The organism is Brevundimonas sp. (assembly GCF_023259385.1).
Taxonomy (GTDB): Bacteria; Pseudomonadota; Alphaproteobacteria; order Caulobacterales; family Caulobacteraceae; genus Brevundimonas.
This window is the reverse complement of sequence record NZ_JAHFPF010000210.1, coordinates 1-6,299: the sequence shown is the minus strand read 5'-3', so window position 1 is coordinate 6,299 and position 6,299 is coordinate 1. Positions and strand designations below refer to the sequence as shown.

Annotated in this window: 5 protein-coding genes and 1 riboswitch; of the genes, 3 read left to right on the top strand and 2 right to left on the bottom strand. The window is 70.1% G+C overall.

Features of this window, described 5'->3' with window-relative positions:
• The first annotated feature begins 86 nt into the window (after positions 1 to 86).
• Positions 87 to 908, top strand: a complete 822-nt coding sequence (locus tag Q0C81_RS14480) for a hypothetical protein (RefSeq protein ID WP_291839380.1) — start codon at positions 87 to 89, stop codon at positions 906 to 908.
• A gap of 104 nt (positions 909 to 1,012) precedes the next feature.
• Positions 1,013 to 2,272: a glycosyltransferase gene (locus tag Q0C81_RS14475; RefSeq protein WP_291839377.1), complete on the top strand. Its 1,260-nt coding sequence runs from the start codon at positions 1,013 to 1,015 to the stop codon at positions 2,270 to 2,272.
• Here the strand turns inward: Q0C81_RS14475 and Q0C81_RS14470 are convergent.
• Together Q0C81_RS14470 and metE are read right to left on the bottom strand one after the other, a co-directional pair.
• Positions 2,226 to 2,966: an acyl-CoA thioesterase gene (locus Q0C81_RS14470; RefSeq protein ID WP_291839374.1), complete on the bottom strand. Its 741-nt coding sequence runs from the start codon at positions 2,964 to 2,966 to the stop codon at positions 2,226 to 2,228. The two genes, Q0C81_RS14475 and Q0C81_RS14470, sit on opposite strands and share 47 nt — an antisense overlap.
• Positions 2,963 to 5,317, bottom strand: a complete 2,355-nt coding sequence (gene metE / locus Q0C81_RS14465) for a 5-methyltetrahydropteroyltriglutamate--homocysteine S-methyltransferase (protein WP_291839372.1) — start codon at positions 5,315 to 5,317, stop codon at positions 2,963 to 2,965. Before metE ends, Q0C81_RS14470 begins: the two co-directional genes overlap by 4 nt.
• Before the next feature lie 104 nt (positions 5,318 to 5,421).
• Positions 5,422 to 5,627, bottom strand: a riboswitch (cobalamin riboswitch).
• Positions 5,628 to 5,768: 141 nt separating this feature from the next.
• Here metE and Q0C81_RS14460 point away from each other — a divergent pair.
• Positions 5,769 to 6,299: DUF808 family protein (locus Q0C81_RS14460; RefSeq protein ID WP_291839369.1), on the top strand; the 531-nt coding region annotated here is incomplete at its 3' end.

The following is a 6,299-nucleotide window of genomic DNA, read 5'->3' as shown; positions in this document are numbered from 1 at the left end:
ATCCCGGGCCTTTTTGTTTGCCCTGTCTTGCGCGGACCGGCGGGCCCGACAAGACTCCCGGCGAGCGCGGAAGGTCGGGAAAGTTCATGGCGTTGCAACCGTTCGGCTATCCGTTCGAGATCCTGTCGCCCCTCTCGCCGGACGAGGCCAAGGCCCGCATTCGCCGCCGGGCGAAGGGCTGGTTCGAACAGAAGAACGGCGCCCGCGGCTGGATCCTCGGCTCCCTGGTCTGCCTGTGGTGGACGGGCATAACCCGAGGCCCCATGCTCATCGGCTGGATTTCCTCCGACCCCTCGGGCGCCCGGATCACCGGCCGCGCGGGCTCCGACCTGAACGGAGTCATTGGCGTGACCCTGATCGGCGTAGCCTTCCTGTTCGTCCCGCTCGTGGCGCTTCTCACTGGACGGGATGCAACCGAAGCCCTGCGGTCTATCCCGTTCATGGCCGCGATCTTCATCCCCCTGTGGCTGTTGGGCGTCTGGCTACGGAACGCGATGCATGTTGAGGCCGACCCTCTGGTCCGCTTCGTGCGCAATGCGACGGCGCCGTCCAGGCGAACGCCGTCTGCAACCGCTCCGCTCCGGACGCTGACCCTGATCGTCAACGAGACGACGCGGACCGGTGTGATCTCCGCGGCCGAGTTGCAGGAGGCGCTTTCCGAAACCGGCCCGAACGACATCCTGATCCTTGAGGCGGCCCCCGAGGACTACATCCAGACCCGCTGGACCGACGGCGGCTTCACGCTCGAGCGCCGCGACGGCGGCGCGGATCGCCACTTCCGCGCGGAGACGGAAGGCGGCCAGACAGTTCTGGAATTCGAGGACATCCTGGGAGCGTTCACGGCCTGGGCGGAGGGGACCCGACTTCCGGCTGTGTTGAAGTGGAAGGCGCTTCGGTTGCCCGACTGACCGTCCAGTTGGACTGGAAGTGGGCACGAAACAGTTTCGTTCAAGGCTTGGCGCGCCGGCTTTTATGCGCAGAGTCCGGAACCCTCGGAATGGAGGGTGACCGAATGCGTATTCTGCTGACGACCTATGGATCGCGCGGCGACGTCGAGCCGAGGGCGGCGCTGGCCGCGGCGCTTCAGGCGCAAGGCGCGGAAGCGGTGGTCTGCGCCCCGCCCGATCAGGAGTTCATCGACCTGCTGGCCCGCGCCGGCGTGCCATTCGTCCCGGCCTTCATGGGTATCCGCGACTGGATCGCCGTCGCCGGCAAGCCGCCGGTGGACCTGCCCAAACGCGCGGCCGAAATGGCCTTCGCCCAGCTGGGCGCGATCTCCAGGGCGGCCGAGGGTTGCGACCTGATCGTGGCGACCGGCCTGATGCCGTCCTGCGCGGCCTCGCAGGCCGTGGCCGAGCAGAAGGGCGCGGCCTACGCCCACGTCTCCTTCTGCCCCCTGATCCTGCCGTCCGAGCATCACGCCCCCTTCCCCTATCCCGGCCATCCCCACCCGCCGGAGGTGACCGATAACCGCGCGCTGTGGGACCTCAACATCGGCGTCATGAACGCGCTGTTCGGCGAGGCGGTGAACGGTCTGCGCGCCTCCGTCGGCCTGTCGCCGACCGACAATGTCCGCGACCAGGTCTTCTCTGATCGCCCGCTCCTGGCCTCGGACCCGGCCCTGTGGCCCTGGGCGCCGACCGACCTGTGCGACGCCGTCCAGACCGGCGCCTGGATCCTGCCGGACCCGCGCCCGCTGCCGGAGGGGCTGGACGACTTTCTCGAGGCCGGCGCGCCGCCTGTCTATGTCGGCTTCGGCAGCATGAGCATGGCCGCCTCGCAGGACGCGGCGCGGGCCGCCGTCACCGCCGCCCGCGCCCATGGCCGCCGCGTGGTTCTGGCCGGCGGCTGGGCCGGCTTCGCCCTGCCCGACGACGGAGCCGACTGTTTCCGGGTCGGCGACATCAATCAGCAGGCCCTCTTCTCCCGCGTCGCCGCCGTCATCCACCACGGCGGGGCGGGCACCACGACCGCCGCCGCCCGCGCCGGAGCGCCGCAGGTCATCGTCCCCCAGCTCGTCGATCAGCCCTACTGGGCCGCCCGGGTCGCCGGCCTGGGCGTCGGCGTGGCGCACGAGGGCCCGACGCCCACGGTCGAGACGCTGACGACGGCGTTGGACGCGGCGCTGCGGCCCGAAACGACAGCGCGGGCTGCGGCGCTCGCAGGCGAAGTCCGGAGCGACGGGGCCGCCGCGGCGGCGCAATGGCTTCTGGACCGCCTGAGCCTCAGGACACCGGCGTCGGTATCCCCGTCCGGTCGACGGCGACCATGATGAACTCCGCCGTGGCCGAGTGGCGCCGGTCGCCGCTCACCAGCCCCTCGGCCCACAGCTGAACCTCGACGGCCAGCGAGCTGCGCCCCGTCATCTTCACCCGCGAGACCAGTTCGATCATGTCGCCGCCGTCGATCGGGGCCCTGAAGTCGATGCGGTTGGTGGCGGCCATCACCACCACGGCGCGGGCGGACCGCGTCGCGGTGACGAACGCCGCCTTGCCCATCAGCTTCAGGGCGTCGCCGCCGAACAGGGTGCCGTAGTGGTTGGTCGTGCCGGGGAACACCATTTCCACCGTTCGCAGCCAGCCATCGGCCTCCTCCGCCTCGTCCTGGACCGGCGACAGCGGCGTCTCGTCTCCGTCGCCGCGCAGGGCGACCATGTTGAACAGGCCGCGCGTGCACAGCCGCCGCTCGCCGGTCAGCAGGGCCTCGGCGTGAAGCTCGACCTCCACGCCCAGCGACGACCGGCCCGTGCGCACGACCCGGCCCGCGGCCTCCACCATCTCCCCGATGCGGGCGGGGGCGGCGAAGTCGATCCGCTCGCACCCGGCCGTCACCACCGCCCGCCGCGCATGGCGGCTGGCGGCCAGGAAGGCGACCTTGTCCAGGTGCGCCAGCCCGACGCCCCCGAACAGGGTGCCGTGGTGGTTGGCGTCCCCGGGGAACACCATGTCGATCAGGCGAACGGTCATGCCCGCACCGCTTTCGCCGCCGCTACCATGTTGCGCAGGGCGGCCTCGGTCTCGGGCCACTGGCGGGTCTTCAGCCCGCAGTCCGGATTCACCCACAGCTGGCCGACGGGCAGCTTGGCGGCCGCGGCCTTCAGCAGGGCCGTCATCTCCTCCACCGCCGGCACGCGCGGCGAATGGATGTCGTAGACGCCCGGCCCGATCCCGGCCGGATAGCGATAGCCGGAGAAGGCGTCGAGCAGCTCCATCTTCGAGCGCGAGGTCTCGATGGAGATGACGTCGGCGTCCATGGCGCCGATCGACCGGATGATGTCGTTGAACTCTGAATAGCACATGTGGGTGTGGATCTGGGTCTCGTCCCGCACCCCCGAGGCGGCGATGCGGAAGCCCTCGACCGCCCAGTCCAGATAGGCCTGCCAGTCGGCGCGGCGCAGCGGCAGGCCCTCGCGCAAAGCGGCCTCGTCGATCTGGATGATGGGGGCGCCGGCGGTCTCCAGGTCGACCACCTCGTCCCGGATCGCGAAGGCGATCTGGCGGCAGGTCTCGCTGCGCGGCTGGTCGTCGCGCACGAAGGACCAGTTCAGGATCGTCACAGGACCGGTCAGCATCCCCTTCATCGGCCGCTCGGTCAGGGACTGGGCGTAGCGCCACCACTCCACCGTCATGGCCTTCGGCCGCGACACGTCGCCGTAGAGGATCGGCGGGCGGACGCAGCGCGAGCCGTAGGACTGCACCCACGCCGCCTTGGTGAAGACGAAGCCCGACAACTGCTCCCCGAAATACTGGACCATGTCGTTGCGCTCGAACTCGCCGTGGACCAGCACGTCCAGGCCGATCTCCTCCTGCCATCTGACCGTGCGGGCGGTCTCCTCGCGCAGGAACTGTTCGTAGGCCCCGTCGTCGAGGACGCCCTTGCCGTGGTCGGCGCGGGCCTTTCGAACCTCGGGGGTCTGGGGGAAGGAGCCGATGGTGGTCGTCGGCCAGTCGGGCAGGCCCAGGCGGGCGTCCTGCAGCAGGCGGCGCACCTCGAACGAGGCCGTGCGCCGGCTCAGGTCGGGGTCGCGCTCGGCGGCCCGGGCCTGCACCGCCGCATCGTTGATGCGCCGCGAGACCCGGCGCGAAGCCACCGAGGCGGTCGAGGCGTCCAGGGTCTCACGCACCGCGTCGCGCCCCTCGTTCAGGGCCTTCGCCAGCGCCGCCAGCTCGGCGATCTTCTGCACCGCGAAGGCCAGCCAGTCCTTCACCTCGGCGTCCAGCGCGGTCTCGCGCTCCAGATCGATCGGGGTGTGCAACAGGCTGCATGAGGGGGCGATGATCACCTGACGGCCCGCCGCGACCACCGGTTCGATCCGGTCCAGCACGGCGTTCAGGTCGGCCTTCCAGACGTTGCGCCCGTCCAGCACCCCCAGCGACAGGACAAGGTCCGGCCGCGCCCGCGCGACGACGGCGTCCAGCTGCTCCGGCGCGCGGACCAGATCGACGTGCAGGCCGTGCACCGGCAAGGCCAGCACCGTTTCCAGATTGTCGCCGATCGCGCCGAACCAAGTCGTCAGCATCAGCTTGATCGGCGGGGTCACGTCGCTCAGCACGGCGTAGGCGTGGGCATAGGCCTCGCGCGCCGCATCGCTCAGGTCGGTGACCAGGCAGGGCTCGTCGATCTGCACCCAGGTCGCCCCCGCCCGCGCCAACGACCGCAGCACCTCCGCGTAGACCGATAGCAGCCTGGGCAGCAGGGTCAGCGGGTCGAAGCCCGCGTCGTTCGCCGCCGCGCCGCTCGAGACGGCCCGCGCCTTGCCCAGCAACAGATAGCTGACCGGTCCCAGCAGCACCGGCCGGGTCTCGATCCCCTGTTCCTTGGCCTCCAGATACTCGTGCAGCGCCTTGGTCGAGCCCAGCCGGAAGGCTTGGTCCGCCGTAAACTCGGGCACCAGATAGTGGTAGTTGGTGTCGAACCACTTGGTCATCTCGGCGGCGGGAACCCCGTCGCCGCCGTGCGACTGACCGTGGGCGCAAGCGGCCTCGCCCTGCCCCTGCGATCCGCGCGCCATGGCGAAATAGGTCTCCAGCCCGACCCGCTCGCCGCTCCAGCCGTAGATGTCCGGCACGGCGCCGACCATGGCGGTCGCATCCAGCACATGGTCGTAGAGCGAGAAGTCATTGGACGGGACGATATCGGCGCCCAGATCGCGCTGGCGTCGCCAGGCCTGGCCGCGCAGCTCGGCGGCGGCGGCCAGCAGGGCCTTGTCGTCGATCCGGCCGGACCAATGCTGCTCAAGCGCGGTCTTGAGTTCGCGCTTCGGGCCGATGCGGGGAAAGCCGAGGGTGGCGACCTGGACGGGGAGACGGGCGGTCATGATGCGAAGCCTTTGCTGGTGGCAAGGCTTCGGGCAGGGACGCGCGAACGCCCGCGCGGAAACGGTCCGGCGGCGTACAGGCGACCTGACCGGACACCCCGCCGGAGGACGTTATCTGTCGGGGCAGGTCTCCTGGCTCACGGGTCACGGCTTCGGGTCCGGCCTTCCCGGGAGCGAACCCCCAGTGACACGTGATGGACCTTCGGCTCGCCGCTTACAGTTGCGGGGGCAGCGCCGGCGTCGCACCGGCTTCCCTCTTAGCTCCGCGCCGCCCTAAGACGACGCGCAGACCACGACAGGCGCTACAATGCCGGGCGTCGGGGCAAAGTCAAGAAACATATAAGGATATCTTTATGTGTTTTTGGGCGCCGCATCGAAGGGAGCCCGGATCGACACGCGCCCTCGCCTGCCGTACCCCTGCGGCCTCCCCTTCTCACCTGTGACCGCGCCCATGCCCTCCGGACTTATCGCCCTGCTCGACGATGTGGCGGGGATCGCCAAGCTTGCGGCGGCGTCGATCGACGATGTCGGCGCCGCGGCGGGCAAGGCCGGGGTCAAGGCGGCGGGGGTCGTGGTCGACGACGCGGCGGTCACGCCGAAATACGTCACCGGCCTGTCGCCCAGCCGCGAGCTGCCGATCATCGGCAAGATCGCCATCGGCTCGATCCGCAACAAGCTGCTGCTGATCCTGCCCGTCGCCCTGTTGCTGACCGCCTTCGCGCCATGGGCCATCACGCCGCTGCTGATGTGCGGCGGGGCCTACCTCTGTTTCGAGGGTGCCGAAAAGCTGATGGAGATGTTCGGCGGCGGCCATGGCGAAGATACGCCCGTCGAGGGCGACGCCGCCCATCTGGAGGCCACGACCGTCGCGGGCGCCGTGCGCACCGACCTGATCCTGTCGGCCGAGATCATGACCATCGCGCTGAACGACGTCTCGGACGCCCCGCTGTGGACCCAGGCTGGAGTGCTGATCGTCGTCGGC